This window comes from Massilia sp. FBCC-B171 (assembly GCF_059134155.1).
Genome location: NZ_CP101443.1, coordinates 1607993 through 1634030 on the forward strand (window position 1 = coordinate 1607993; position 26038 = coordinate 1634030).

A 26038-nucleotide genomic window follows, 5' to 3' on the forward strand; every position below is an offset into this window, starting at 1 on the left:
GGGGGCTGCCGTTGCCGGCACTGGCCTTGCCAACAGGATGCATGCATCCGCGTGGGCACGGAGTGCCCACCCTACAACGGCGGTGCATCGTAGGGTGGGCACTCCGTGCCCACGCGGAACGTCGCACAACGTTAGCCGGCTTTCACCCCGCGTTCGCGCGCACCCGTCACTCCCCCGCATCCTTCAGGCTGAACAAGGCCTTCGCGCCCGGCGTCACCTTCACTTCAATCGCTTCGCCTCCCACCGACACATGCCCGACGTTGCCGCGCCACTCGATCGCCGGCTTCGCCTTCTTTGGCAGCGCGGCACTGTCGACCAGCAGCACCTTGCCCTCGAATTTCTGCGCCAGCAGCTGCACCTGGTTGCGGGTCGCCGCGAAACCGTCGCGCGTGACCGGCGCGCGGCGCAGCAGGCTGCGCAGGCCAGTCTGCTCGGCCAGCGGTTTCAGGTCGCCTTCGGAGAACAGAACGATCGCATCGACCTTGTCGCGCCGCGCCAGCGTGAACAGGCGGTTGAGCCAGAAGCGCGTCGCCACCGCGCGGTCCTCGTATTCGCTGTTGCGCCCGGCCGCGGCAAGGTAGTGGTTGTTGTTTGCGGGGAGATTGACGGTGGCGTACAGCACCGAGTCGACGCTCCAGTGCGCGTTCTCGGCATAGCTGCGAAAGCGCGGGCTCATCGACAGGCGCGTCAAGGGCAGCTTCTTTGCGCCCAGCGACTGCTGCTCGCCATGAAACAGTTCGCGCATCCGGTTCAGGCGCTCGACCGCGTTGGTGCGGCCGGCCGAGTTGCGGCAATCGGTCCAGTCGCTGCCGGCCGGCAGCACGATGACGGGGCGCCTGGCCTTGTCGATCAGGTCGTGCCGCTCCTGGTACAGCTTGTCCCCGCAAGGCTCGCCGGCGGCCTTGATGCCGGTGACGACAACGAAGGCCAGCGACTTCTCGCTCGTCTCCGCCAGCGCCTTCTTGAAGTGCTCGTCGCCCGGCCTGGTGAAGCTGTGGCCGATGACGCCGAAGCGGTGCGCTTCCGGCACGCCAGTCCCGCCATCGCGCGCGCCGGCGTGCGGCCCCGGCAGGGCCGTCAACAGCGCGGCGGCGAGCAGGGCGGGGCGTAAAAACGGCATCAGGCGGCCAGGCGCTTGAGTTCGTACAGCCGCTCGAGGGCTTCGCGCGGGGTGAGCGCATCCGGATCGAGTTCGTCCAGGGCGGCCAGCAGGGCCGGCGCCACGGCGGGCACCGCGGCCTGCGGTGCTTCATCCTCCAGCGCGTCGTCGCAAGGCAGGGCGAACAGGTCGAGCTGCGGCGTGGTGCCGACGGCCTGCGATTCGAGCCGCGCCAGGTGCTTGCGCGCGGCCTTGATGACCGCCGGCGGCACGCCGGCCAGCTGCGCCACCTGCAAGCCATAGCTCTGCGAAGCCGGGCCGTCCTGCACCGCGTGCAGGAACACGATCGTGTCCTTGTGCTCGACCGCCGACAGGTGCACGTTGGCCGCGCTCGGGTGGCTCTCGGGCAGCTGGGTCAGTTCGAAATAGTGGGTCGCGAACAGGGTGAAGCTGCGGCTGATGTCGATCAGGTGGCGCGCGATCGCCCAGGCCAGCGCCAGGCCGTCGAAGGTGGAGGTGCCGCGCCCGACTTCGTCCATCAGCACCAGCGAATGTTCGGTAGCGCCGTTCAGGATCGCGGCCGATTCGGTCATCTCGACCATGAAGGTCGAGCGGCCGCCGGCCAGGTCGTCGTTGGCGCCGATGCGGGTGAAGATGCGGTCGATCGGTCCGATCGTGGCGCTCGTCGCCGGCACATAGCTGCCCACATAGGCCAGCAGCACGATCAGTGCTGTCTGGCGCATGAAGGTCGATTTACCGCCCATGTTGGGGCCGGTAATCAATAACAGGCGCCGCTCGTTGGAGAGCTTGCAGTCGTTGGCGATGAAGCGCTCGATCTGTTTTTCCACCACCGGATGGCGGCCCTCGACGATGTTCAAGCAGGGCGCGTCGACCAGTTGCGGGGCGCACCAGTTGTGGCGCAGCGCATGGCTGGTGAGGGCAACCAGGGTGTCGATCTGGGCCAGGCCCCGGGCGACGCGCTGCAGGTCGCCGATGTGTGGGGCGAGACAGCTCAAGAGCTCGTCGTACAGCGCCTTTTCGCGCACCAGGGCCTTGTCCTGGGCCGACAGCGCCTTGTCCTCGAAGGCCTTCAGTTCCGGCGTGATGTAGCGCTCGCAGTTCTTCAGCGTCTGGCGGCGGCGGTAGTCGTCCGGCACCTTGTCGGCCTGGCCGTTGGTGACCTCGATATAAAAGCCGTGCACCCGGTTGTATTCGACGCGCAGGTTGGCGATGCCCGTGCGGGCGCGCTCGCGCGTCTCGAGGTCGACCAGGAACTGGCCGGCGTTCTGCGACAGTGCGCGCAGTTCGTCCAGTTCGGCGTCGAAGCCGGCCGCAAACACCCCGCCGTCGCGCACCATCGCCGCCGGCTCTTCGGCCACGGCGCGTGCCAGCAGGTCGAGGCAGGGCAAAGGGGTATCGATGGCTTCGTGCAGTGCGCGCAAGAGGCAGGAGTCGCCCGGGATGAAGCAGCGCGCGACCTGCTCGCGCAAGGCCGGCAGCTGCTTCAGGCCGTCGCGCAGGCTGGCCAGGTCGCGCGGGCGCACCGACAGCAGCGCGATGCGCGTCGTGATGCGCTCGATGTCGGGCACTTCGTTGAGGGTGCTCGACAGGGCGCCGGTGGCATCGCCCTGGGCCAGCGCCTCGATCGCTTCATGGCGCGAACGCGCGACCGCCTGGTCGCGTTTGGCGTGGTGCAGCCAATGGCGCAGCATGCGCGAACCCATCGCGGTGCGGCAGCCGTCGAGCAGGGAAAACAGCGTCGGCGACTCCTGGCCGCGGATGGTCTCGGTCAGTTCCAGGTTGCGCCGGGTGGCCGCGTCCAGGCCGATGAATTCGTTTTCGCTTTCGACCGCCAGGCTCTTAACGTGCTGCAGGCCGCGGCCCTGGGTCGCCTGCGCATAGCGCAAGAGCGCGCCGGCCGCGCCGAACGCGGCGCCCAGCCCATCGGCGCCGAAGCCGGTGAGGGTGGCCACGCCGAGCTGCTCGGTCAGCGCCTTGTGGCCCTTGACCACATCGAAATGCCACTCCGGCACGCGCTGGGTGTGGGCGAACGGGTTTTCCTCGAACATGTCGCCGTCGTCGGCGCGCAGGATTTCGGCCGGCGCGATGCGTTCGAGCTCCTGCGCCAGGCGCGCCGCTACCGTACGCTCGTCGCCGGAGAACTCCGTCAGGCGCAGGCCGCCGCTGGCCAGCGACAGCCAGGCCAGGCCCACCGTGGCCGACTTGCGCTGCGAGAGCGTGCAGATGGCCAGCAGCGAACGCTCGGCCTTTTCGGGTAGCAGGTCGGAATCGGTCAGGGTGCCCGGCGTGACCACGCGCACCACCTTGCGTTCGACCGGACCTTTGCTCGTCGCCGGGTCGCCGATCTGCTCGCAGATCGCGCAGGATTCGCCCAGTTTCACCAGCTTGGCCAGATAGCCGTCGAGCGAGTGGAAGGGCACGCCGCACATCTTGATCGGATTGCCGTTGGAGGCGCCGCGCGCGGTCAGGGTGATGCCGAGGATGCGTGCGGCTTTCTCCGCGTCTTCGTGGAACAGCTCGTAGAAGTCGCCCATGCGGTAGAAGACCAGCATGGTCGGATAATCGGCCTTGATGCCCAGGTACTGCTGCATCATCGGTGTGACTTTTTCCGACGTTGCGCGGGCGGCAGCGGCGTTGATTTCGGTAGGGACGGTGGTCATGTCGGTCGTGTTCGGTAAGGCGGGGCAATTGCCCGGCCAGGGACCGTCATTTTACAGGCATTGGCTGGGCAGCAGGATGGGCTCAGCTGCGCAGCAGCGCCAGGATCGTATCGATCCGGTAGGGCTTGGTGGTGAACAGATAGCTGCGCTCGCGGCCGGCCAGCATGGACGGCTGGGTGTAGCCGGAGGTCAGGACGATCTTGATGCGGGGGAAGAATTCGTTGACGGCGTCCGCCAGTTGCAAGCCGTTCATGCCAGGCATCATGACATCGGAAAAGACGGCGTCGATGCCGCTGTCCTGTTCGAGAATGCGCAGCGCCTGCATGGCCGAATTGGCGACGACGACCTCGAAGCCGCGGCTGGTCAGCAAGGCTGCGGCCATGTCGGCCAGGTCCGCTTCGTCGTCGACGACCAGGACCTTGCGCACCAGGCCGGCCGCGTTGCCGGTTTCCTGCTCGTCAGGCTGGGGCGCACCGGCGAAACCGGGCGGAACAGCTTTCGAACACCAGCGGACATTTGTCGTACCGTACACAGCCACTCCCAGGACAGATCGCGGGCCGCCCGGGCGGGGCAGCAGATAAGCAAAAGACAAGTATGAATCAATTCCGGCTGAGGGTGCAAACTATTGCTGTTTGTATATAACAGTGCGAGGGATAAAGCGTGCCCAGAGGAATGCTATAAAAATAAACTATCGATATAGGCTTGATTTTGCCGGAATCGGCATAACCCCTTAAGCATGGCATCTCAACGCAAAACAATACTCGTGATACATCCCTCGACCCGCGATCCGGCCGATATCCGCCGTCTGCTCGCCAACATGGGCCACATTGCCGTCACCGCCGCCGGTCGGCGTGCCGCCATCAAGGCGCTTGGCACGGTGCGCTTCGACATCATCTTCACCAGCGTCGGCGGCGTCCAGCCCGGCAGCGACCGCAGTTTCGTCCAGGAGTTGCGGTCAGTCGCGCCGGGGAGCGCCGTCGTCGGCTTCGAGCGCGGCCTCGACGCCGCCAACGAAGCATGGATGGGCGAATGCGACGCGACGATCCAGGCGCCGATGTCGCCCTCCCGCGTGGAATGGGCGCTCGACTTCGACCTGCGTTATTTCGGCAGTTGAGGGCAGGGCGCCGGCGCCCGCGCGCGCGGCCTGTCACTTCCGCGCCGCGCAAATCCGATGGGAAACTGCTATCGTTCAGCCTGCGCAACGTTTTGGCTGCACAAGTAATTTCCAGGAAACAAACCCGTGTCTGATCTCCGCCCGTCTCTTGACGCCCATACCGCCATGTTTCGCGCTTTTTTCGAGCAGGGCAGCAGCTTCGCGGCACTGCTCAAGCTCGACGGCAGCATCGTCGAGATGAACCGCGTCTCGCTGGCGCTGGGCGGCTATGCGCGCGAGGACGTCATCGGCCGCCCATTCTGGGAATGCCGCTGGTGGACGCACATGCCCGGTCTAATGGAAGGGGTGCGTGCGGCCACGCTGGCCGCGGCCGGAGGCGAGACCGTGCAGCGCCTGTCGGCCTACCGCGCCGCCGACGGCAGCGAACGTTACGCCGACCTCACGGTTACGCCGGTCAGCGGGGAGGATGGCCGCATCGCCTTCCTCGCCGCGACCGGCGTCGACGTCACGGAACGGCGCATGGTGGCGCAGCGCCTGCGCCTGCTCGACGAGATCGGCGAAGCGACCCGCATCGCGCACGATCCGAAGGCGATCATGCGCGAGGCGACGCGCCTCCTGGGTGAGCACCTGGGCGTGACGCGCGTGGCCTATGCCGACCTCGAGCCGGACAACGACCGCTTCACGATCCGCCACGACTGGCGCGTCGAGGGTGTGATGAGCACCGTCGGCACCTATTCGCTCGACCTGTTCGGCTCGCGCGCGACCTCGAACCTGCGCATGGGACGAACGCTGCTGGTGGCCGACGTCGACCGCGAGCTGGCCGCTGTCGACGGCGCCGACATGTTCAACGCGATCGGCATCAAGGCCATCATCTGCTGCCCGCTGGTCAAGGCCGGGCGCCTGGTGGCGATGATGGCCGTGCACCAGCGCGAGCCGCGCTCCTGGACCGAGGCCGAGGTGGCGCTGGTCGACGCGGTCGTCGAGCGCTGCTGGGCCCACATCGAACGCGTGCGCGGGGCCGAGGCGCTGGTCGAAGCGGACCGGCGCAAGTCCGAGTTCCTGGCCACGCTCGCGCACGAACTGCGCAACCCGCTGGCGCCGATCCGCAACGGCCTCGAATTGCTGCGCCTGGCCGATGCCAAGCCGGCGCTGCAGGCCAGCGTGCGCGCGATGATGGAGCGCCAGGTCGGGCACATGGTCCACCTGATCAACGATTTGCTCGACATCGCGCGCGTCTCCAGCGGCAAGGTGGTGCTGCAGGCCGAACCCCTGGCCTTGCAGGACGTGGTCGCCAGCGCGGTCGAAACGAGCCTGCCGCTAATCGAGGCAAATGGGCACGCCTTGGCGATCGAACTGCCCGCCGAGCCCTTGCCGCTCGATGCCGATGCGGTGCGCCTGAACCAGGTGCTCGCCAACCTGCTCTCGAACGCGGCCAAGTACACGCCTCGGGGCGGGCGCATCACGGTGGCGGCGCGGCGCGAGGACGGCGAGGTCGTCATCGAAGTCGGCGACACCGGCATCGGCATCGCCGCCGAATCGCTGCCCGAGGTATTCGAGATGTTCACCCAGGTCGCGCGCAGCATCGACCGTGCGAAAGGGGGCCTCGGAATTGGTCTCGCGCTGGTGCGTCACCTGGTGCAGCTGCACGGCGGCAGCGTCGGTGCGGCCAGCGCCGGCATCAACCAGGGCAGTACCTTTACGGTACGCCTGCCGCTCGGTGCGCGGGCCCGGCCCGCAGCGGCAGCGCCGTCCGCAGCGTCGAGCGCCCCGGCGTCACGCGCGCTGCGCGTGCTGGTCGCCGACGACAATATCGACGCCGCCAACAGCCTGTGCGCGCTGCTCCAGCTGGCCGGGCACATTACCAGCGTCGCGCATGACGGCGAAGAAGCGGTGCGCCTGGCCCGCGAACTGCGGCCGCAGGTGGCCTTCCTCGATATCGGCATGCCGCGCCTGGACGGTTATGGCGCCGCGCGCGCGATCCGCGCCTTGCCGGACCTGGATGCGGTGCGCCTGGTCGCGCTGACGGGCTGGGGCGCGGCCGACGACCGGCGCCGCTCGCGCGAAGCCGGGTTCGATGTCCACCTGTTGAAACCGGCGGCACCGGAAGAAGTGCAGGCCCAGCTCGCGCGCGAAGGGCGCGATTGACCCGCTGTCCTATCCTCGCCGCATACCCTACCCAGCCTGGATGTCGGTGCAATTGACAGCGTCCGCCTGCTGCCGCGGACGGCGGGCAGTAAGTGCTTGATAAAGTGCATCTTTTACATCGTGGAACGAAAATTGCTTTTATGTACACATCAACAATAAGGAGAATCCATGCGTAGCATCCACCGTCTTGCCGTCTTCATCATCACCGCCTTCGCTTGCGTCAGCGCCTCGGCCACCGTCGTTGCCACCAACACGAGCTACGGCGTCATCGATGGCAGCCAGGCGACACGCGCATTGAACGTCGACGTGCGCGGCACGATCTCCGATGTGAACCTCACGGTCGAATTCTCGAAGTGCGACAATCCGCCGATCGGACCGAATGGCAGCGCCTGCACCGGCAGCGGTTCGCCGTTCGAGAATGAGTTCACGCTGGTCCTGGTGGGGCCGAACGGCCAGCAAGTCACCCTGGTCGAGCCGTACTCGACCTACAGCGTAGGCTTGCGCGGCGGCGCTGGCCGCGTCAGCGTGACCTTCGACGACGAGGCCTTGCGCTCGCTCGGTCCGCGCGTGGAGGCCGGCAGCTTCCGTCCTGATGAGTCATTGTCGCTGTTCGACGGCATGAGCCTGTACGGCAGCTGGACCCTTTACCTGCAAGACTTCTTCCCGGCCGATCCGCTCGAATTCTTCTCGGCTTCGCTCGACATCACCTACGACCCGGCGCCCGTGCCGGAACCGGCCACGCTGGCGATGCTGGGACTGGGCCTGGGCCTGATGGGCATGCGCGCCAGGCGCAAGCGTTGAATAGCTCAGCGTGAGACGATCAGTTTCACGCCCAGCGCGATGAAGACGGTGCCGGCCAGGCGATCGAGCCACTTGCCGGCGCCGGGTTTGCGTTCCAGCCAGGCGCCCACGGCGCCGGCAAAATAACCCAGCAGGCCGAACAGGATCGCCGCCTGCAGGGTGAAGGTCAGGCCCAGCGCCAGCATCTGCCCCGGCACATTGCCGTTCGCGGCCACCACGAACTGCGGCAGCAGCGACAGGAAGAACAGCACCACCTTCGGGTTGATGGCGTTCGCCAGCAGCCCTTTCATGAACAGGCTTTTCAGCGACTGCGCCGGCGCGCCGTCCGCCGCCGCCGACTGCCCGCCCGTGCTGCGCAGCGCACCGATCCCCAGCCACACCAGGTACAGCCCACCCCCGATGCGCAGCGCCGTGAAGGCGGTGGGGGAGGCGGCGATGATGGCGCTCACGCCGATCACGGCCAGGAAGGTGTGGCTCAGGCAGCCGAGCGCGCAGCCCAGGCCGAAGACCATGCCTTGCTTGCGGCCCTTGGACATGCCCAGGCCAAGCACCATCAGGTTGTCGGGGCCGGGGGAAGCGGTGAGCAGGATGGCGGCGAGCAGGAAGCCGAAAAATTGTTCGGGTGCGAGCATTATTTTTATTTGAGAAAAGGACGTTGGGTGGGCGTGAAACCGGCCCACCCAACGGGTATTACTTTGAGTCCGCGACCCGCTGGGTGATATGCGCCAGCGCCGCATCGACCTGGTCGATCAGGATCAGGCACAGATCGCCCTCGTTCAAGCGCGCCAGCGCGCGGTCGATCGCGACGAATTCGCCGTTGATTTCCTCGACATGGCTGGTGCGCGTGGCGCCGTTCAGGCCCTGGCGCAGCAGCGCGACGACTTCGCCGTCGGGACGCCCGCGCTGGCACTGGTCCTGGTAGAGCAGCACGTCGTCAAAGGCCTTGCCCAGGATTTCGGTTTGCTGGGTGATGTCCTGGTCGCGCCGGTCGCCGGCGCCGCTAATGACGACAAGGCGGCGCTTGGCCGGCATGTTCTCGACCGCCGACACCAGGGCCGCGATCGCGTCCGGGTTGTGGCCGTAGTCGGCGATCAGGGTCGCGCCTTTGTAGTCGAAGACGTTGAAGCGGCCGGGCGCATTGTCGCTCTCGCCGACAAAGGTCTTCAGGCCGAGGCGGATCTTGTCCCAGTCGAGATTCACGGCCCAGGCGGCAGCAACGGAGGCCATGACGTTCTCGACCTGGAAGCCGATGACGCCGCCGCGCGTGATCGGCACCTCCGCCAGCGCGATCCGGGTTTCCTGCTTGCCCTGGGCGCAGACGAGCGAGGCGCCGTCCACGTAGACGACGCGCCGGCCCTGGGCGCGGTGCATGGCCATCAGGGGATGGCCGCCGTCCTGGGCGAAGAAAGTGACGTCGCCTTTGGTGTTCTCGGCCATGGCGGCGACGACCGGATCGGCCGCGTTCAGTACCGCCATGCCGCCGACCTTCACGTTCTGCACGATGACGCGTTTGAGCACCGCCAGGTCTTCCAGCGTGGTGATGTAGTTCAGGCCGAGGTGGTCCCCGGCGCCGATGTTGGTCACCACCGCCACTTCGCAGCGGTCGAAGGCCAGGCCTTCGCGCAGCAGGCCGCCGCGCGCGGTTTCGAACACGGCCGCGTCGACGTCCGGGTGCAGCAGCACGTTGCGCGCGCTGCGCGGGCCGCTGCAGTCGCCGCTGTCGATGCGGCGCCCTTCGATATAGACACCGTCGGTGTTCGTCATGCCGGTGCGCAGGCCGGAGGCAGTGAGCAAATGCGCGATCAGGCGCACGGTGGTGGTCTTGCCGTTGGTGCCGGTGACGGCCACCACCGGAATGCGGCCGTCGTCGCCATCCTTGAACAGGGTCTGCATGATGGCTTCGCCGACGTCGCGGCCCTTGCCGAACGAGGGCGAGAGGTGCATGCGCAGGCCGGGCGCGGCATTGACTTCGACGATGCCGCCGCCTTGCTCTTCGATCGGTTTGAGGACCGAATCGCACACCAGGTCGACGCCGCAGATGTCCAGGCCCACCATGTGGGCGGCGGCAATCGCGCGCGCGGCCACTTCCGGATGGACGTCGTCGGTGACGTCGGTGGCCGAGCCGCCGGTCGACAGGTTGGCGTTATTGCGCAGCACGACGCGGCGGCCCTTTTCAGCCACCGAGTCGGCTTCCAGGCCTTGCTTGGCCAGGCTGCCCAGCGCGATGTCGTCGAAACGGATCTTGGTCAGCGAGGTCGAGTGCCCGTTGCCGCGGCGAGGGTCGAGGTTGACCTGGTCGACCAGCTGGCGCACCGTGTGCACGCCGTCGCCGACCACGATCGGCGGATCGCGGCGCGCGGCGGCGACCAGCTTGTCGCCGATGACGAGCAGGCGGTAATCGTGGCCAGGCAGGTAGCGCTCGACCAGGATATCGTCGCGGAACTCCGAGGCCGAATGGAAGCCGGCGGCGATCTGTTCCCGGGTCGTGATGTTGACCGTCACGCCCTTGCCCTGATTGCCGTCCTTCGGCTTGATCACGACCGGCAGGCCGATCTCTTGCGCGGCGACCCAGGCGTCGTCCGCATCGAGCACGACGCGCCCGAGCGGCACCGGCACGCCGGCGGCGTCCAGCAGGCGCTTGGTCAGCTCCTTGTCCTGGGCGATGGTCTCGGCGATCGCGCCGGTGGCGTCGATCTCGGCGGCCTGGATGCGGCGCTGCTTGCTGCCCCAGCCGAACATCACGAGGCTGCCTTCGGTCAGGCGGCGGAACGGAATGTTACGTTCGACGGCGGCCTGCACGATCGACCCGGTCGACGGGCCGAGGCGCACGTCCTCGTCGACGTCGCGCAGTTGCAGGAGGGCCGCGTCCAGATCGAAAGGCGCGTCCGCAACGGCCGCTTCGATCAGCTGCTGCGCCAGGCTCAGGGCCAGGCGGCCGACGTCTTCTTCGGAATACTCGACCACGACCTGGTAGATGCCGGGTTCGAGGGTGGCGGTGGTGCGGCTGAAGGTCACCGGGCAGCCGGCTTCGGCCTGCAGGGCCAGCGCCACGATTTCCAGCACTTCGGCCATCGGCACCGGGTCCGTGACGTCTTCTTCATGGCCGAAAGGCTGCAATTGGCCGAGCTGGGGAAAGCGCGAACGCAGGCGCGACTCGAAGCCAGCCAGGGTGGCGATCGATTCCTCCTCCGGAGTGCAGGCGACGATCGCCTCGACCGAGGTGTGGTGGCTCCAGAGGTTAGGGCCGCGCAAGGCCCGTACGCGAGATACTTCCATAAACCTTCATTCCTTTAATATGGGTCGCGCCTGCCGCCGTGCTGTTGCAACTGCGGCGGCAAGCTCCCTGGCTCCGGCGAACCGGCCCTGCTGTTCAATAAGTCGTTTTTTTGGTGGCGTCGAAAGCGCGCAGCCCGCCGCAGATCAGGTCGTGCTCGAGGCCCAGCGCCCAGGCGGCGGCAGTGGCGGCGAGCACGCTGGCCGGGTGCTTGACGGTGGCCGGCTGGATCTTCGCCAGGTCGAGCAGCACGTGTTCGTGTACGCCGTCGCCCAGCACGATGCGGTTGTCGCGCGCGAACACGACGCGTTCGCCGCTGGCGCGGTGCTGGAGCATCACTGGATTGGACTCGTCCATCGCATAAAAGATCACGCGCCCGTCCGACAGCTCGGCCAGTTTCACCACTTCCGGGTCGGCCGCGTTCAGGACGGCCGTGCCTTCGGAGAGGATCACGTCGACCTGGCTGCGCACCACATTGGCCAGCGCTTCGTCGTCGGCAATGTGGAATTCGGCCACGTCGGCCAGCTGGCCCATGTCGGTCACGATGCCCACCGAGCAGCGGTCGTAGGGCAGGCCGCCGGCCAGGATGCTGCGCGCGTTCGATTCGAACACGGCCGCTTCCACGTTGCGGTTAATGAGCAGGCGCTCGCCGAAGGCGAAGCCGGTGCAGTCGCCTTTCTGGACCTGGCGCCCGTCGAGATACAGGCCTTCGCCATTGGCGACCCCGGCATGCTTGCCGGCGGCATTGAGCAGGCAGCCGAGCAGCTTCGCGATCAGGCTGGTGCCGAGCGTGCCGGTGACGCCCACGACCGGAATGCGGCCGCTCTCGCCTTCGGCGAACAGGTGCCTGACGATGGCTTCGCCGACATTGCGTGGCTGGCCGCTGGCCGGCTTGATGTGGGCCAGCAGGCCCGGGCTCGAATTGACTTCGATGATGGCGCCGCGCTGCTCCGCGAGCGGCTTCGAGATGTCTTCGCAGACCAGGTCGATGCCGGCGATGTCGAGGCCCACGATGCGCGCGGCCAGGCTTGCCGCGTGCGCCACGTCCGGGTGGATCAGGTCGGTGACGTCGTCCGAGACGTTGCCGTTCGGCTGGATCAGGACCTTCTGGCCTTCCTGCGGCACGGAGTCGGGGTTCATGCCCTGGCGCTTCAGGTCGAGCAGGATTTCGCCGTCCTGCACGTTGACGGTGCCCAGCGGGTGTTCTTCGGTCTCGCCGCGGCGCGGGTCGGTGTTGATCTGGCTGGCGACGAGCGCGCCGACGGTGGAGATGCCGTCGCCCGTCACCCACAGCGATTCGCCGCGCGCGACGGCCACGACCTGGCGGCCGACGACCAGCAGGCGGTGCTCGTTGCCGGGGATGAAGCGCTCGACCAGCACGGCAGTGCTGTCGCCGGCTTCGGAGGCGATCGCGTAGGCGGTGCGCACTTCCGATTCGCTCATCAGGTTCAGGGTCACGCCGCGGCCATGGTTGCCGTCAACCGGTTTGACGACCACCGGCAGGCCGATGTCCTGGGCTTCGTCCCAGGCGGCGTCGGCGCTCCTCACCAGGGCGCCTTCCGGCACCGGCACGCCGCAAGAGGCGAGCAGGCTTTTCGTCAAATCCTTGTCGCTGGCGATGCTCTCGCCGATGGCGCTGGTGCGGTCGGTTTCGGCGGTCCAGATGCGGCGCTGGGCGGCGCCATGGCCGAGCTGCACCAGGTTGCCTTCGGTCAGGCGGATCGAAGGAATGCGGCGCTCGGTCGCGGCATCGACGATGTTCGCGGTCGACGGGCCGAGGCAGTAGCGGTCGACCAGGTCGGTCAGGCGGGCGACCGTTCCCTGCATGTCGAAGGCTTCGTCGTTGATCGCTGCCATCAGCAGGGCGTGGCCGGCTTCCAGGGCGGCGCGGCCGACGATGGCGTCGCGCGTGCGGAAGGCCATCTTGTAGACGCCGGTCTCGCCCGTGGAGCGGGTTTTGCCGAAACCGGTCTTCATGCCGGCCATGTTCTGCAGCTCGAGCACGACGTGTTCGAGGATGTGGCCGGCCCAGGTACCCAGTTCGAGGCGCTCGAGGAAGCCGCCGCGCTCGCCGACGCCGCAGCGGTGCTCGATCAGGCCGGGCAGGAAACCGGTCAGGCGTTCGTTGAAGCCGGGGAGTTTGTTCGACGGGAAGTCTTCCAGCTCGCCTATGTCGAGCCAGACCTCGATTACCGGACGGTAGGTCCAGATATTCGGGCCGCGCAGGTGAGATACACGGAGAAACTTGATGTCATTCTTCTTTGTCATGTAATGATGTCTTGCCCCACGGTGTCCTCTTGTGCACCATGATGGCGTTGCCTATGTTTGCCTGCCTGTGCGCCACCGCACCCAAACGCGGTCATGCGGCGTACATGCGCGCTTGTTATATACTACTTGCCGGCCCGAAGCTTACAGCGCCGTACCGATTTATGCCAAATGAGCGACCTCAGCGCGTCGCTCCCGGTCCACAGTGGAAATTATTCCGCTAATCCATGTAAACCGCTGAGCCGGTCACCGCGTTACCCCTCTATTCAGAACATGCCTGTCACGGGCGGCACCATTAATGACAACTCAACAACTAGCTCTTCCGACATCAATGGCGGGCGCCGCCGGCTTCCTGCCTGACGGTTGGGACAATGACGTCCGGAAACAGCTTGCACCAGGGGAAAACGTTCTAACTGGCGTGGAGGTTGACCTCGACACGAAATTACGTTTCACGAAGGGTGTTCTTGTGGTCACCAGCCGCCGTTTGCTGTCGCGCGCGCCGGGCGACACCGTCTGGCGCGACTGGGCGTTCAAGCCCGGCCTGGTGCTGCGCCACCACGACCATGCCGGCGTCGGCCACCTCGAACTGGTCGATCCGAACGGCCTGCTGGCCTCCTGGCGCTTCACGCTGGGCCAGAACCTGCACGCGATCCGCGTTGCCGACGCCTTCGCCGACCAGGTAAGAAGTGTGGAAACGGGCCAGCCCGTGCTCGCCCCTGAACAGCACACCTGCCCGAGCTGCAAGGCGCCGCTCGAGCCGGACCAGGAAGAGTGCCCGATCTGCACCAAGGTGCTGCACACGCCGCCCTCCACCTGGACCCTGCTGCGCCTGTGGCGCTTCGCCCGGCCCTACAAGGGCCAGCTGCTGGTGGGTTTCCTGCTGATGCTGGGGTCGACGGCGGCGCACATGATTCCGCCTTATCTCACCAAGCCGTTGATGGACAACGTACTGATCCCGTACCAGAACGGCCAGACCATCGACGAGTCGCTCGTCTATCTGTACATGGGGGGGCTGTTCGGCGCCTCGATGCTGGCCTGGGCCCTGGGCTGGGGCAAGACCTATGTGCTGGCCCTCGCGTCCGAGCGCATCAGCGCCGACCTGCGCTCGACCACCTACGAACACCTGCTCAAGCTGTCGCTGGAATACTTCGGCGGCAAGCGCACCGGCGACTTGATGAGCCGCATCGGCAGCGGATCCGACCGGATCAGCGTCTTCCTGTCGCTGCACTTGCTCGACTTCCTGTCGGACGTACTGTTGATCATCATGACCGGCGTGATCCTGTTCAGCATGAACCCGTGGCTGGCGCTGGTGACCCTGGTGCCGCTGCCCTTCATCGCCTGGATGATCCACATCGTGCGCGACAGGCTGCGCACCGGTTTCGAGAAGATCGACCGGGTCTGGGGCGAAGTCACCAATGTCCTGGCCGATACCATCCCCGGCATTCGCGTGGTCAAAGCCTTTGCACAGGAAAAGCGCGAAGCGGCGCGTTTTCGCGAGGCGAACAAGCATAACCTGGCCGTCAACGACAAGCTGAACCGGGTCTGGTCGCTGTTCTCGCCGACGGTGTCGCTGCTGACCGAACTGGGTTTGCTGGTGATCTGGATCTTCGGCATCTGGCAGGTATCGCAGGGCGAGATCACGGTCGGTACCCTGACCGCCTTCATCGCCTATAGCGGCCGCTTCTACGTGAAGCTCGATTCGATGAGCCGCATCGTCTCGGTCACGCAAAAGTCCGCCTCGGCCGCCAAGCGCATCTTCGACATTCTCGACCACGTCTCGAGCGTGCCGGACCCGGTCAACCCGGTCAAGGTGCCTGAGGTGCAGGGCAATATCGAACTGCGCGAAGTCGGTTTCCGCTACGGTAACCGGGCTGTCAACCGCGGTATCTCGCTCAACATCAAGGCCGGCGAGATGGTTGGTTTGGTCGGCCACAGCGGCTCGGGCAAGAGCACGCTGGTCAACCTGATCTGCCGCTTCTACGACGTGGCCGAAGGCGCGATCCTGCTGGACGGCGTCGACATCCGCAGCTTTGCGGTCGCCGACTACCGCCGCAACATCGGCCTGGTGCTGCAGGAGCCCTTCCTGTTCTTCGGCACCATCGCCGAGAACATCGCCTACGGCAAACCGGATGCGACGCGCGAAGAAATCATCGCCGCAGCGCGCGCCGCCCACGCCCACGAATTCATCCTGCGCCTGGCGCAGGGCTACGATTCGATGGTCGGCGAGCGCGGCCAGGGCCTGTCGGGCGGCGAGCGCCAGCGCATCTCGATCGCGCGCGCACTGCTGATCGACCCGCCGATCCTGATCATGGACGAAGCGACGTCCTCGGTGGACTCGGAAACCGAGAAAGAAATCCAGAAGGCGCTCGACAACCTGGTGCAGGGCCGTACCACGATCGCGATCGCGCACCGCCTGTCCACGCTGCACCGCGCCGACCGCCTGATCGTGCTGGACCGCGGCGTGGTGGTGGAAGAGGGCAGCCACGACGACCTGATGGCGCGCGAGGGTGCTTACCACCGCCTCTACGAAGCGCAGGCGCGCAACGTGGACGGCGACCTGGACGATGCGGACAAGGACAACTGAGATGAGTAATGCATTCCAACTGCGCCGCGACAGCTTCGGCAAACTGGTGTTCACGGGCGAAGACGGGGTCGACGTCCATGGCGTGATTCCGGTGCGCGCCTTTCCGATCCAGGCGCCTACGCGCGGCATCTCGCTGGTGCGCGACGGCGGCAAGGAAGTGGCCTGGATCGACGACCTGGCCACCGCGCCGGCCGATATCCGCGCGCTCGTTTCCGAGGAACTCGAAGGCCGCGAATTCATCCCCGAAATCGCCCACATCGCCAGCGTCTCGAGCTTCGCCACGCCCTGCACCTGGTACGTGACCACCGACCGCGGCGACACCGCCTTCGTGCTCAAGGTCGACGAAGACATCCGGCGCGTGGGCGAGGCCTCGCTGCTGATTTCCGACAGCCATGGCATCAATTTCCTGGTGCGGGACATGTTCAAGATCGACAAGCACAGCCGCAAGATCCTCGACCGGTTCTTGTAAGCCTGGCCGGACACGTAGGGTGGGCTCTCGAGCCTACCGGGACCCGGCATGCAGGTCGAATCTTGTTTAATGATCGGCGGCTCAACCGCTGTACCGCGTGGGCTCAAGAGCCCACCCTACATCTGCGGCCTTTCGAATACCTCCTCTAATAAATCCGCCAATTCCAGCCATCGCCCCAAACCGGTGCTAATGTCGTTAACACGTTAACGATAAAACCCACCCGCGATGACTCCTGAACTTCTCACCATCCCCACCGCCAACGGCGCCCATCTCGCTGCCACCCTCTGGCCCGCCTCCGCGCCAAAGGCCCTGGTCCTGATCCACCCCGCCACGGCCGTCACGCAAGCCTTCTACGAAGCCTTCGCCCGCTACCTCGCCGGCCAGGGTTTGAGCGCGCTGACCTACGACTACCGCGGCACCGGGCGCTCGCGCGGCGCCAGCCTGCGCGGCGAGACGGTGACGATGGCCGACTGGATGTTCGAGGACGTCCCGGCCGTCACGCGCTGGGCCGCCGCCCATGCGCCGGGCCTGCCGCTGCTGGCCGTCGGCCACAGCGTCGGCGGCCATGCGCTTGCCTTGTCGGGTGGCGAGCACGCAGTGCGGGCGGGCGTGCTGGTCGCTTCGCACGCGGGCATCACGCGCACCATCCGCGGCCGGGCCGAGGCGGCGCGGGTCTGGCTGCTCATGCGCGTGCTCGGGCCGGTCCTGTGCGCGGTCAACGGCTACATGCCGGGGCGGCGCGTCGGCCTGGGCGAAGACCTGCCGAAGAGCGTCATGCTGCAGTGGAGCCGCTGGACCACGCTGCCGCGCTACTTCTATGACGATCCTGCGCTCGATGCCGCGCGCCGCGCCGCCGGCGTGCGCATGCCGCTGCTGGCGCTCGGCTTCGACGACGATCCCTGGGCCAATCCGCACGCAATGGGCATCCTGCTCGCGGGCGTGACGGGTGCGCCGATCGAGCGGCGCCAGATCGATCCGCGTGCGGTCGGCCTGCCGGGCATCGGCCACATGGGTTTCTTCCGCAAGCGCAGCGCGCAGGCGCTCTGGCCGCAGGTCGGCAGCTGGCTCCTGGCGCAGGCCGCTGTGCCGGCGCGGGAACAGGCATGACGGCGCCGGTCAAGCCGCCGCGCTTTGTCTTGCTCGTGAACCGCGCCCAGCGCGCGATGATGCGCTGGATCGAGGGCCGGCCCCAGGCCTGGGAGGGGGCGAGTGCTGCTCAGGCCGCACTGCTGTTCCTGCTGGCCGGGCGCGACGCGGCCTCGGTCGGCGAGATCGCTGCGGCGCTCGAGGTGGCGCCGGCAGCCGTCACCAACCTGTCGAAACGGATGCAGGCGGCCGGCCTGGTCGAACGCGTCGCCGACGAGCACGACGCGCGCCTGACGCGCCTGCGTTTGACGGGCGCGGGCATGGCGGCCGGCGCGCAGGCCAAGCAGGTACTGGCGCAACTCAATGCCAGCCTGTGCCAGGGTTTCACGCCTGAAGAGCTCCAGACCGTGGCACGCTGGCTCGACCATGCGGCGGTCTCGCTGAAGGCACAGGACGATTCCTAATTCGTGCTGTGCTTGAAGCGCGGCGCAGGCTGGCATATGCTGGTTCCATCCGTGGATACCGGGAGCGAGCATGTTGCAAGGAGGCTGTTTTTGCGGCGCAGTGCGCTACGTCGTCGAGGGCGAGGTCTTCAACGGCACGCTTTGCCATTGCAGCGACTGCCGGCGCATTGCCGGGGCGCCGGCGGTGGCCTGGTTCAGCGTGCGCAAAGCCGCCATGCGCTTTACCAAAGGCAATCCCGCGACCTTCTGCTCGAGCGAGCATGTGCTGCGCGGCTTTTGCGGCGCCTGCGGCACGACCCTGACTTACCAGCACGACCGCACTCTTGATGACATCGACATCGCCACGGCCAGCCTCGACGACCCGGAAGCGGTGCCGCCGCGCGACCATACCTTTGCCAAGGAACGGCTGAGCTGGATGGAGGGGATGGACGCCTTGCCGGCCTACCCGCGCACGCGCTCTGGCGGGGCGGCTTGACCCTGGTTTGACCCGCGCTTGGCGGCGCGAGCGTGAAGCCGCCCACAGACGGGCCGGCGCAGCCTCCGTAATGTGGTCCCATTGCCACCTAAAAGGAACACCGACATGGATTCGATCAACCGTAACCAGCCTGAAGAAAACCACCGCGACCTGACCGGCCTCGAAGCCCGGAAACTCATCAAGGAGATGGCTGAAGAAGTGGAAACCTGCTTCTTCTGCACCACCGGCGGCACGGGACAGAGCCGCGGCGTACGCCCGATGAGCGTGCAGGAAGCCGACGACGCCGGCCACCTGTGGTTCCTCAGCGCCACCGACAGCCACACGAATGCGGAACTGGCGCACGACCCGGCCGTCAAACTGTTCTTCCAGCGTAGCGCCCACGCAGGCTTCATGGAGCTCGACGGCATCGCCACCGTGTCGCAGGACCGCGCCAAGATCAAGCAATTGTGGAAGCCGATCCTGAAGACCTGGTTCACCGAAGGCGAGGACGACCCGCGCATTTCCGTCATCCAGGTCGTGCCGCGTGAAGGCTATTACTGGGACAACAAGCACGGCCAGGTCGTGGCCGGCGCCAAGATGCTCATCGGTGCGGCGATCGGCAAGACGCTGGACGATTCGATCGAGGGCAAGCTGACGCCCTAAGCTGACGGGGGAGGAAGGAATGATCGAACTCGATCATGTGATCGTGTCGGCGCGCGACCGGGTTGCCTCGGCCCGGCTGCTCGCCAGCCTTCTCGACGTGCCCTGGGACGAGACGGCGCTTGGCATCTTTTCCGCCGTCTACGTCAATCCTGGGCTCACGCTCGACTTTATCGGCACCGACGAGGCCTTTCCGGTCGAGCATTTTTGCTTTCGCGTCAGCGATGCCGAGTTCGACGCCATCCTGAACCGGCTCGGGAGAGCGGGCATCGGCTACCGCGCCGAGGTGCGCGGCGCGAACGACAACAGCATCGGCACTGCCTACGGCGGCCGGAATATCTATTGGGACGCGCCCGACAATCACCGTTGGGAAATCCTCACCAGCAGTTATGCGCGCCAGCGCCAGGCCCCCGCGCACGATTGACCGCTTTTCGCCCCCTGCGTACGCCGTTTTCGACCCGCAGTTAGAATGGGTTTCATTGAAAACGCAGGGGAATCACATGCAACGAACGGCTTTGGTAGTGGGCATCACCGGCATCGGCGGCAACCATGTCGCGCGCGAATTATTGGCCGGCGGATGGAATGTGGTCGGCCTGTCGCGCCGCGCGCCGAAGGACTTGCCCGCTGTGCGCCACGTCGCGGCCGACCTGCTCGACCCGGCGGCATTGACGGCGGCGCTTGCCGACGTATCTCCGACCCATGTCTTCATCACCACCTGGATGCGTCAGGACACCGAAACCGAGAACATCCGCGTCAACGCCGCGCTCGTGCGCAACCTGCTGGACGCGCTGGCGCTGAAGAAGAGCGTGCGCCACGTCGCGCTCGTCACGGGCCTGAAGCACTATCTCGGACCTTTCGAGGCCTATGCCAAGTCGGGCACGCTGCCCGACACGCCGCTGCGCGAGAGCCAGCCACGCCTGCCGCTGGACAACTTTTATTATGCGCAGGAAGACGAAGTCTACGCCGCCGCCGAGCGCGATCGCTTCACCTGGAGCGTGCACCGCCCGCACACCATCATCGGCCAGGCCGTCGGCAATGCGATGAACCTCGGCACCACGCTGGCCGTCTACGCGACGCTCTGCAAGGAAACCGGGCGTCCCTTCCAGTTCCCCGGTTCGGCGGCGCAGTGGAACGGCCTGTCCGACGTGACCGATGCCCGCATGCTGGCCAAGCAACTGGTGTGGGCGGCCGATACCGATGCGGCGAAGAACGAAGCGTTTAACATCGTCAATGGCGACGTCTTCCGCTGGAGCTGGCTGTGGCCGAAACTGGCCAACTGGTTCGGCGTGCATGCGGCGGGCTTCAGCGGCCAGATCCAGCCTCTCGAAGCGGCGATGGCGCAGGACGCGCCCCTGTGGCGCGAGATCGCCATGCGCCACGGCCTGGCCGAGCCCGATCTTGACCGCCTGGCTTCGGCCTGGCACACCGACCTCGACCTGGGCCGTCCGCTGGAAGTGATGACCGACATGGCCAACAGCCGCCGTCTCGGCTTTGCCGCCTACCAGGCCACCGACGCCTCGTTCTTCGAGCTGTTCGAACGCCTGCGCGCCGAACGCCTGATTCCCTGAGGCATCCGGCTACCGGTATGACCAGCATGGAAGCGCGGCCTCAGCCCCTTCATTTCGTGCTGGTCACGATTGGCTCGGCCGGCGACCTGTTTCCCTTCATGCGCCTGGCGCTGGCGCTGCGCGAGGCCGGGCACCGGATCAGCTTTCTGGGGCCCAGCCAGCATGAGCCCTTCGTGCGCGCCGCCGACCTGCCGTTTCACGGCTTGCCGGCAGACCCCGCCGTGCTCGACCATCCCGACCTGTGGCACCCGACGCGCGGCTTCGGCGTGGTATGGGAAGCCACGCGCCCGGCCATGGCCGCCGTGCCGGCCTTCATGGCGTCCTTGCCCCAAGACGAAAAATGCACCATGTTGGTGCATCCGCTGGCCTTGCCGGAGGCGGAACTCTGCCGCGCCGCGCGTCCCGGGCTGCGCATAGTCGCCGCCTTCCTCGCACCGTCGAACCTGCCCACCGTCCACGATCCGCTGATGCTCGGCCCCTGGCGCGTGCCGCGCTGGGTGCCCCATGGCGTCCGCAAGCGCCTGTGGCGCACGCTGGCCGCGCGCTTCGTCGACCCCATCGCGCTGCCCGACGTGAACGCGGCGCGCAGCACGGCCGGCCTGGCGCCGGTGCGCTCGCTGCTCGACACCATCGTCGCCATTCCCGACCTGTCGGTCGCGCTGTTCCCGCACTGGTTCGCGCCGACCCAGCCGGACTGGCCGCGCCCGGTGGTGCGCACTGGCTTTCCCCTGTTCGATCCGAACCCGCAGGCGGCCCTGTCGCCCGCGCTGCAGCAGTTCCTGGGGCAGGGCGGCCGCCCGCTCGTGTTCACGCCCGGCACCGGCAACCGCCAGGCGCGGGCCTATTTCCACCACGCGATCGAAGCATCGCGCCTGCTGGGCGAACGCGCGCTCTTCCTGACGCCGCACCGCGACCAGCTTCCCGCCGAGCTGCCGCGCCATGTGCTGTGGCAGGACTACGTCCCGCTGCGCGCCTTGCTGCCGCAGGTGGCGGTGCTGGTGCACCACGGCGGCATCGGCACCACGGCCGAAGCGCTGCACGCCGGCACCGCCCAGCTGGTGGTGCCGCTTGCGCACGACCAGTTCGACAACGGGGCGCGGGTGGAGAGCCTGGGCGTTGGTTTGTCGCTGCCGGCCACGCGCCTGAATACCCGGCGCCTGGTGGCGGGGCTCGAGGCCCTGCTCGACGACGAAGGCTTGATCGGGCGCTGCCGGGCGGTGGCGGCCAAGTTCGCAGGGGATGGCAGGATGGAGGAGGTGGTGAGGGCCCTGGAAGATCTGCGCTAAGCCTTCGCCACCCACTGTCCCCGCCGCCGCGCAATCGTCATCAAGACGATTCCCGCAACGCTCCACGCCACCAGCGTCACCAGCGACGCTTCGATCCCGTACGCCCCGCCACTGAGCCACTCCGGCCCATTGACACTGACCTGCACCCACCCGCGCGGCGTATGCCCCGACACTGGAATCGCCATCCCCGCGTCCAGCAGGTAATTCCAGCCGAAGTGCAGCCCGACCGGCAGCCACAGGCGCCGCGTGACGAGCCAGGCAAAGGTGAACACCAGCGAGGCCACCCCCGTCATTAGTGCCGCCAGCACGCTGAACCCTGCATTCGGCATATGGCCGACCATGAACAGCAGGGTCGAGGCGACCAGCGCGGTGCGCAGTCCCCAGGATTTTTCCAGCAGCCGGAAGATCACCGCACGAAACAGGATCTCCTCGAACAAGGCGACCATGACCTGCTCCGGCACGGGCTTGAGCATTACCCCGGGTGCGGCCAGGCCCGTGACCGAATACACGCCGCTCGCCAGCAGCACCCCGGTGCAGGCCAGCACCAGCAGCGCGCCCAGTCCCAGCCCGCTGCCCAGTTCTCGCCCCGCGCCCGCCAGCGACAATTCGGTGACGGCGCGCCCTTCGACCCGGCGCACGTAGAACACATAGCCCGCCACGACGCCGGCCGCGGCCAGCAGCAAGGCCCAGGCCTTCCATGGCTTGGGTACGGCATTGGTCAGCCAGATCGCCAACGCGAAGGGCAGCAGCACGCACAGCAGGGCCAGCAGCGCGCGGATGGAGGGCCGCGCGAGCAGGCGCCTGTGCAGGCGTGGGGAGGGATCGGTAAGCGAGGCGGTCATCATGATGGCTCCTTGTCGTCGAGGTAAATTTCCGCCCGCGCGGCGCGGATACGTTCGCCGAAGGGACGTTGTTCGAGCGCCGCGATGGCCTGCGCCAGCGTGCCGGAAAGGGGATGCGCCAGGTCCGCGTCGAGACTGGCGGCGGCCGCGCTGGTGGCGCTCCAGCAGCGCTGCAGGCGCGGCAGCAGGGCCTGGCCCTGGTGCGACAAGACCACCAGCTTCTGGCGCGCATCCAGGGGCGAGGCCGTGGCGGTGACCAATCCATGCTTGATCATCAGGGCCACCGTCTGGGTCGCGGCCGGCTGGGTGATGCCCGCGGCGTGGGCGATCTGGCCGACGCTGCACGGCGTGCCGGCTTCGAGCGCGCGCATCACCGGCGTGTAGCGCGGGCGGTAATCGATGCCTTCCTCTTCGTAGGCGGCAGCGACGGCGCCGTCGAGCAATTCGATCAGGTGGCGCAATTGGGTTCCGAGTCCTTGTTTCATGTGGGAATATTACCCCAATTTACATAAGTGCTTATATATTTTTTGATGCATATGCCGGCAGGCGTCCTGGGTGTGTGAACGCACCGTCAACTTCCCCTCATCGCGATGTAATGCAGCCATGACCAGCGAAGGGTAGACAGGCAATGCGACGCAAAACCGAAGACAAGGAAGCCGCAGGCGGCAAGACCGGCAATGCGGCCGGCGGCCAGGGCCGCCCCGGCTATGTGCGGGTGCGCGGGGCGCGCGAACACAACCTGAAAAACGTCAGCCTCGACATTCCGCGCGACGCCCTCGTCGTGTTCACGGGCGTGTCCGGCTCGGGCAAATCCTCGCTCGCCTTCGGCACCCTGTACGCGGAAGCCCAGCGGCGCTACCTGGAATCGGTCTCGCCCTATGCGCGCCGCCTGTTCCACCAGATGCCGGTGCCGGAAGTCGACGAGATCGACGGCCTGCCGCCGGCGGTGGCCCTGCAGCAGCAGCGCGGTTCGCCCACCACCCGCTCTTCGGTAGGCAGCGTCAGCACCCTGTCGAACTCCCTGCGCATGCTGTACTCGCGCGCCGGCGACTATCCGAAAGGGCAGGAGCTGCTGTATGCCGAATCGTTTTCACCGAACACGCCGGAAGGCGCCTGCCCCGAATGCTCGGGCCTGGGCCGCGTGTATGAAGTGACGGAAAAGTCGCTGGTGCCGGACGATACGCTCACCATCCGCGAGCGGGCGGTCGCCGCCTGGCCGCCGGCCTGGCATGGCCAGAACCTGCGCGACATCCTGGTGACGATGGGTTATGACGTCGACACGCCCTGGCGCCAGCTGCCGAAAAAGGACCGCGACTGGATCCTGTATACCGACGAGTCGCCGACCGTGCCCGTGTACGCGGGCCTGAGCCCTGAGGAAACGAAGCGCGCGCTGAAGCGCAAGGACACGCCGAGCTACCAGGGCACGTTCACTGGCGCGCGCCGCTACGTGCTGCAGACCTTCGCCACGACCGAAAGCGCCTCGATGAAAAAGCGCGTGGCGCGCTACATGGTCAGTACCGAGTGTCCCCTGTGCCGCGGCAAGCGCCTGCGCCAGGAAGCCTTGTCGGTGACCTTTGGCGGCGTCGATATTGCGGACATCTCGCGCATGCCGCTGGCGCGCCTGCACGACATGCTCGAACCCTACGCGAGCGGCAAAGCGATCGCGGACAAGCAGCGCGCCAAACTCCATCCCGAACAGCTGATCGTCACCCAGCGCATCGCCGAAGACCTGGTTGCGCGCCTGGACGTGCTGCTGGCGCTGGGCCTCGGTTATCTCGCGCTGGAGCGCAGCACGCCAACGCTCAGCCCCGGCGAACTCCAGCGCCTGCGCCTGGCGACGCAAGTGCGTTCGAACCTGTTCGGCGTCGTCTACGTGCTCGACGAACCCTCGGCCGGCCTGCACCCGGCCGATACCGAAGCCTTGCTCACCGCGCTCGACCAGCTGAAGGCCTCGGGCAATTCGCTGTTCGTGGTCGAGCATGCGCTGGACGTGATCCGCTGCGCCGACTGGATCGTCGACGTGGGGCCTGCCGCCGGCGAAAAGGGCGGCGAAGTGCTCTACAGCGGCCCGCCGGAGGGGCTGAAGAAAATCGAGGCCTCGCAGACCCGCCGCTACCTGTTCGACGATGCAAAGATCGAAACCCCCACCAGGCGCGAACCGGCCGGCTGGCTGCGTTTAGAGGGCGTCACCCGCAACAACCTGAACAAACTCAGCGCCGAATTCCCGCTCGGCGTGCTCACCGCCGTCTGCGGCGTCTCGGGCTCGGGCAAATCGAGCCTGGTCAGCCAGGTGCTGGTCGACCTGGTCGCGCGCGAACTGGGGCAGGGCGCCATGGCGCTCGAGATGGAGGAAGCCGACGACCTGGAGCAGGAAGCGGCCATGCCGCTCGAAGGCCATATCGTCTCGGGCATGGAAACGATCCGGCGCATGGTGCGGGTCGACCAGAAGCCGATCGGCCGCACCCCGCGCTCGAACCTTGCCACCTATACCGGCCTGTTCGACCAGGTGCGCAAACTGTTCGCCGCTACAAAAACAGCCAAGGCGCGCAAGTACGATGCCGGGCGCTTTTCGTTCAACGTCGCCAAGGGCCGCTGCGAGAACTGCGCGGGCGAGGGCTCGGTCATGGTCGAACTGCTCTTCCTGCCGAGCGTGTATGCGCCATGCCCGGTCTGCGCCGGGGCGCGCTACAACGCGAAAACGCTGGAAGTCACTTATAAGGATAAAAATATCGCCGACGTGCTGGGCCTGACGGTCGATGCGGCCTTTGAATTCTTCGAAGGCGAAGCGCTGGTCGCGCGTTCGCTGGACGTGCTGCGCGAAGTGGGCCTCGGCTACCTGCGCCTGGGCCAGCCGGCCACCGAGCTCTCGGGCGGCGAAGCGCAGCGAATCAAGCTGGCGACCGAACTGCAGCGTACCGGGCGCGGCAACACCCTGTATATCCTGGACGAGCCGACCACCGGCCTGCATCCCTCCGACGTCGACCGCCTGATCCTCCAGCTCGAACGCCTGGTCGATGCCGGCAACACGGTGGTCGTGGTCGAGCACACCATGCGCGTGGTGGCCGCCTGCGACTGGGTGATCGACATCGGGCCGGGCGCCGGCGACGAAGGCGGCACGGTGGTGGCTGCCGGGCCGCCGGAAACGGTGGCGGCTTCGAAGAAAAGCCGCAGCGCCCGGTATCTGCGGCCTTGCCTCGCGGCGTAAATACAGGGCGGGCAGCGCACGGTTGAAGCGCCGGAATCATG

Annotated in this window: 21 protein-coding genes; 13 read left to right on the forward strand and 8 right to left on the reverse strand. The window is 66.9% G+C overall.

The features are described from left to right. Nucleotides 1-166 precede the first annotated feature (166 nt). From NMB41_RS07280 to NMB41_RS07290, 3 genes are all read right to left on the reverse strand, one after another. On the reverse strand, nucleotides 167-1120 hold the full coding sequence (locus tag NMB41_RS07280) for a hypothetical protein (protein WP_494381805.1): 954 nt from the start codon (nucleotides 1118-1120) through the stop codon (nucleotides 167-169). After that, a complete protein-coding gene (gene mutS / locus NMB41_RS07285) occupies nucleotides 1120-3780 on the reverse strand; it encodes a DNA mismatch repair protein MutS (protein ID WP_494381806.1) in 2661 nt (886 codons plus the stop codon). Before mutS ends, NMB41_RS07280 begins: the two co-directional genes overlap by 1 nt. An 82-nt stretch (nucleotides 3781-3862) precedes the next feature. Next, a complete protein-coding gene (locus NMB41_RS07290; RefSeq protein WP_494381807.1) occupies nucleotides 3863-4312 on the reverse strand; it encodes a response regulator in 450 nt (149 codons plus the stop codon). Between the two features lie 204 nt (nucleotides 4313-4516). On the opposite strand from NMB41_RS07290, the gene NMB41_RS07295 reads away from it, so the two are divergent. The 3 genes from NMB41_RS07295 to NMB41_RS07305 all read left to right on the forward strand — a co-directional run bounded on the left by NMB41_RS07295 (nucleotide 4517) and on the right by NMB41_RS07305 (nucleotide 7840). Further along, complete coding sequence (locus NMB41_RS07295; protein WP_494381808.1) at nucleotides 4517-4894, forward strand: hypothetical protein; 378 nt, start codon at nucleotides 4517-4519, stop codon at nucleotides 4892-4894. 126 nt (nucleotides 4895-5020) lie between these two features. Beyond that, nucleotides 5021-7039, forward strand: coding sequence for a hybrid sensor histidine kinase/response regulator (locus tag NMB41_RS07300; protein WP_494381809.1), 2019 nt, complete (start codon nucleotides 5021-5023; stop codon nucleotides 7037-7039). Between the two features lie 168 nt (nucleotides 7040-7207). Continuing rightward, nucleotides 7208-7840, forward strand: coding sequence for a PEP-CTERM sorting domain-containing protein (locus NMB41_RS07305; RefSeq protein ID WP_494381810.1), 633 nt, complete (start codon nucleotides 7208-7210; stop codon nucleotides 7838-7840). A 5-nt stretch (nucleotides 7841-7845) separates the two neighbouring features. Here NMB41_RS07305 and NMB41_RS07310 read toward each other — a convergent pair whose 3' ends face one another. From NMB41_RS07310 to NMB41_RS07320, 3 genes are all read right to left on the reverse strand, one after another. Next, on the reverse strand, nucleotides 7846-8472 hold the full coding sequence (locus tag NMB41_RS07310) for a LysE family translocator (protein WP_494381811.1): 627 nt from the start codon (nucleotides 8470-8472) through the stop codon (nucleotides 7846-7848). Between the two features lie 58 nt (nucleotides 8473-8530). Further along, the gene (gene cphA, locus NMB41_RS07315; protein ID WP_494381812.1) at nucleotides 8531-11116 is read right to left on the reverse strand and encodes a cyanophycin synthetase; all 2586 of its coding nucleotides are present in this window, start codon (nucleotides 11114-11116) and stop codon (nucleotides 8531-8533) included. Between the two features lie 94 nt (nucleotides 11117-11210). Next, nucleotides 11211-13382 carry a cyanophycin synthetase gene (locus NMB41_RS07320; protein WP_494381813.1) on the reverse strand — a complete coding sequence of 724 codons (2172 nt, stop codon included), beginning with the start codon at nucleotides 13380-13382 and terminating at the stop codon, nucleotides 11211-11213. 295 nt (nucleotides 13383-13677) lie between these two features. On the opposite strand from NMB41_RS07320, the gene NMB41_RS07325 reads away from it, so the two are divergent. The 9 genes from NMB41_RS07325 to NMB41_RS07365 all read left to right on the forward strand — a co-directional run bounded on the left by NMB41_RS07325 (nucleotide 13678) and on the right by NMB41_RS07365 (nucleotide 21950). After that, the gene (locus NMB41_RS07325; protein ID WP_494381814.1) at nucleotides 13678-15963 is read left to right on the forward strand and encodes a cyanophycin metabolism-associated ABC transporter; all 2286 of its coding nucleotides are present in this window, start codon (nucleotides 13678-13680) and stop codon (nucleotides 15961-15963) included. Nucleotide 15964: 1 nt separating this feature from the next. After that, on the forward strand, nucleotides 15965-16432 hold the full coding sequence (locus NMB41_RS07330; RefSeq protein WP_494381815.1) for a cyanophycin metabolism-associated DUF1854 family protein: 468 nt from the start codon (nucleotides 15965-15967) through the stop codon (nucleotides 16430-16432). 225 nt (nucleotides 16433-16657) lie between these two features. Beyond that, a complete protein-coding gene (locus NMB41_RS07335; protein WP_494381816.1) occupies nucleotides 16658-17539 on the forward strand; it encodes an alpha/beta hydrolase family protein in 882 nt (293 codons plus the stop codon). After that, nucleotides 17536-17982, forward strand: coding sequence for a MarR family winged helix-turn-helix transcriptional regulator (locus NMB41_RS07340; protein WP_494381817.1), 447 nt, complete (start codon nucleotides 17536-17538; stop codon nucleotides 17980-17982). The genes NMB41_RS07335 and NMB41_RS07340 overlap by 4 nt, the downstream gene beginning before the upstream one ends. Before the next feature lie 70 nt (nucleotides 17983-18052). After that, a complete protein-coding gene (locus NMB41_RS07345) occupies nucleotides 18053-18457 on the forward strand; it encodes a GFA family protein (RefSeq protein ID WP_494381818.1) in 405 nt (134 codons plus the stop codon). A gap of 105 nt (nucleotides 18458-18562) precedes the next feature. Beyond that, nucleotides 18563-19099, forward strand: a complete 537-nt coding sequence (locus NMB41_RS07350) for a pyridoxamine 5'-phosphate oxidase family protein (RefSeq protein WP_494381819.1) — start codon at nucleotides 18563-18565, stop codon at nucleotides 19097-19099. A gap of 19 nt (nucleotides 19100-19118) precedes the next feature. Further along, nucleotides 19119-19520 carry a VOC family protein gene (locus NMB41_RS07355; protein ID WP_494381820.1) on the forward strand — a complete coding sequence of 134 codons (402 nt, stop codon included), beginning with the start codon at nucleotides 19119-19121 and terminating at the stop codon, nucleotides 19518-19520. Nucleotides 19521-19596: 76 nt separating this feature from the next. Continuing rightward, nucleotides 19597-20664: an SDR family oxidoreductase gene (locus tag NMB41_RS07360; RefSeq protein ID WP_494381821.1), complete on the forward strand. Its 1068-nt coding sequence runs from the start codon at nucleotides 19597-19599 to the stop codon at nucleotides 20662-20664. Between the two features lie 17 nt (nucleotides 20665-20681). Beyond that, nucleotides 20682-21950, forward strand: a complete 1269-nt coding sequence (locus NMB41_RS07365) for a glycosyltransferase (RefSeq protein ID WP_494381822.1) — start codon at nucleotides 20682-20684, stop codon at nucleotides 21948-21950. Here the strand turns inward: NMB41_RS07365 and NMB41_RS07370 are convergent. Beyond that, on the reverse strand, nucleotides 21947-22795 hold the full coding sequence (locus NMB41_RS07370; RefSeq protein ID WP_494381823.1) for a CPBP family intramembrane glutamic endopeptidase: 849 nt from the start codon (nucleotides 22793-22795) through the stop codon (nucleotides 21947-21949). The genes NMB41_RS07365 and NMB41_RS07370 overlap by 4 nt on opposite strands. Then, entirely contained in the window at nucleotides 22792-23277 is a 486-nt protein-coding gene (locus NMB41_RS07375; RefSeq protein ID WP_494381824.1) for a MarR family winged helix-turn-helix transcriptional regulator, read from the reverse strand. The genes NMB41_RS07370 and NMB41_RS07375 overlap by 4 nt, the downstream gene beginning before the upstream one ends. 143 nt (nucleotides 23278-23420) lie before the next feature. Here NMB41_RS07375 and uvrA point away from each other — a divergent pair, with 143 nt between their 5' ends. After that, nucleotides 23421-25997 carry an excinuclease ABC subunit UvrA gene (gene uvrA / locus NMB41_RS07380; RefSeq protein ID WP_494381825.1) on the forward strand — a complete coding sequence of 859 codons (2577 nt, stop codon included), beginning with the start codon at nucleotides 23421-23423 and terminating at the stop codon, nucleotides 25995-25997. Nucleotides 25998-26038 lie beyond the last annotated feature (41 nt).